Genomic DNA, 2,046 nt, shown 5'->3' with positions numbered 1-2,046 from the left:
CCGGCCACCACCGCATCGCTGCGCGCCTCGATGCGCGGGACGCGGCGCACCAGACGAGCGAGGTGGACGTCACCGGCATCGTCGATCGCATCGGCACCGGCGATGCCTTTGCCGCAGGGGTGCTGCACAAGTGGTTGCAGGGCGCGGACCTCGTCGCCACCGCGCAGGCGGGGCTGGCCTATACCGTGCTCAAGCATACCGTGCCGGGCGACATGTGCCTCGTCGGACCGGAGGAACTGGAAGCGTTCTCGGCCTCGGGCGGGGATGTCAGGCGCTAAGAGAAGAAGGCCTACCCCCAACCCCTCCCGCTTGCGGGAGGGGAGCGATACCTGGTGATTTATCGCCTAATCGCAGCGGGGTGGGCGAACAGCGCACACTTCAGCTTGGGAGAGCAAGATGACCGACCTTTCGCGCCGTACCCTGGTGAAAACGGCGGCAGTGCTCGCTGCCACAGTGCCGGTCCCCGCTCTTGCCCGCAGCGCGAAGATGGCGCGCGTTGGTCGCTACACCGCCATCTTGGAAAACGACGTCCATGCCTTCAAGGGCATTCGCTACGGCCGTGCCGGGCGCTTTGCCCGGCCGGTTGCCGAGCCGCTGGACGGTCCCGCCATCACCGCCGCCAAGTTCGGCCCCATCTGTCCGCAGCGCGCCATGGCCGAAGAGGCACAGTCCGAGGACTGCCTCTTCCTCAACGTCTGGACGCCCGAAGTCGACTCGCGCGCGAATCGGGCGGTCATGGTCTATTTCCACGGGGGAGCCTACACCACCGGTTCCGTCACCGATCCGCTGACGCACGGCGGCAAGCTGGCCGCAGGCGGCGATGTCGTGGTGGTGAGCGTCAACCATCGCCTCAATGCACTGGGCTATGCCTGGCTCAAGCCCTTCGGCCCGCGCTATGCCGACAGCGGCAATCTTGGCCAGCTGGACCTTATCCTCGCCCTGCAGTGGGTGCGCGACAACATCGGCCGGTTCGGAGGCGATCCCGCCCGCGTCATGGTCTTCGGCCAGTCGGGCGGCGGCGCCAAGATCGCGACGCTGATGGCAATGCCCGCCGCCCGGGGCCTGTTCCACTCGGCAGCGACGATGAGCGGGCAGCAGGTGCAGGCCAGCGGCCCCGCTCACGCCTGGGCGCGCACGCAGGCGTTCATGAGCGCTTTGAAACTCGCGCCCGGGGACGTCGAGACCCTTCGCACGATGCCGGTCGAGCGGCTGGTCGAGGGGCTGGCCGCCAGCGATCCGATCATGGGCGGCGGGGTCTACTTCGGCCCCGTGCTCGACATGACGAACCTGCCGCGCCACCCGTTCTGGCCGGATGCGGCGCCGCAGTCGCTGGGCGTGCCGATGATCCTGGGCAATGTGCGCGAGGAGACTCGCGCGTTCCTCGATCCGCGCGGGGCCAGGCTGCAGGGGCTATCGTGGGACAACCTTGCCGAGCGGATCCTGCCGGAAGTGAAGATCGATCTCGACCCCGTCTGGGTGGTCGAGCAGTACCGCGCCCACGAGCCCGGCTGGACGCCGGAGCAGGTCTACTACGCCGCGACCACGGCGGGTCGGTCATGGCCCGGGCAGGTGATCGAGGCCGACGCGCGGGCGACCGCAGGGGCGGGAGATACCTGGGTGTACCAGCTCGACCGTCGTTCGCCGACCGACCCCTTGCGCGGCGCGGCGCATACGGATGACATTCCCTACGTCTTCGGGACGCTGGATGCGCGGGGCAGCTACTCGGGCACGGACGAGAGCGCGCGCAAGCTGAGCGCGGCGATGATGCGCGCCTTCTCCGGCCTTGCGAAGACCGGGCGACCCGGCCTTGCAGAGTGGGCCGCCTATCGCCTGCCCGAGCGCGCGACGATGGTGTTCGACGATACCGTGCGCGTGGAGAACGATCCGCGCCGCTGGCAGCGCGAACTCTGGGCGACGGCGCCCTACGTCCAGCCCGGAACGTGAATATTCCTCCCCGGAACGGGGAGGATATGGGCGCCTCGCCTGCCCCGACCCCGTCATCCCAGCGAAAGCTGGGACCCTTCGACAAGCTCAGGGTGAGCGGGG

2 protein-coding genes are annotated in these 2,046 nt (G+C 69.0%); both read left to right on the top strand.

Annotated elements, in window-relative coordinates; translation table 11 throughout:
* Positions 1–278, top strand: a 278-nt coding sequence (locus tag ACODRZ_RS26615; protein WP_488972981.1) for a PfkB family carbohydrate kinase, incomplete at its 5' end; no start/stop codon positions are given.
* Between the two features lie 118 nt (positions 279–396).
* Positions 397–1,944 (top strand): carboxylesterase/lipase family protein, encoded by a 1,548-nt coding sequence (locus tag ACODRZ_RS26610; RefSeq protein WP_488972982.1) that lies wholly within the window; start codon positions 397–399, stop codon positions 1,942–1,944.
* Positions 1,945–2,046: the final 102 nt, after the last annotated feature.

The sequence above is a fragment of the Novosphingobium sp. FG90 genome (assembly GCF_057808725.1).
Note: the sequence above shows the minus strand (reverse complement) of the source record. Positions and strands in the feature narration are given on the sequence as shown.

What these genes read in the sequence shown, in the direction of transcription:
- ACODRZ_RS26610 (WP_488972982.1), top strand. Translation starts at nt 397, where the DNA reads ATGACCGACCTTTCGCGCCGTACCCTGGTGAAAACGGCGGCAGTGCTC.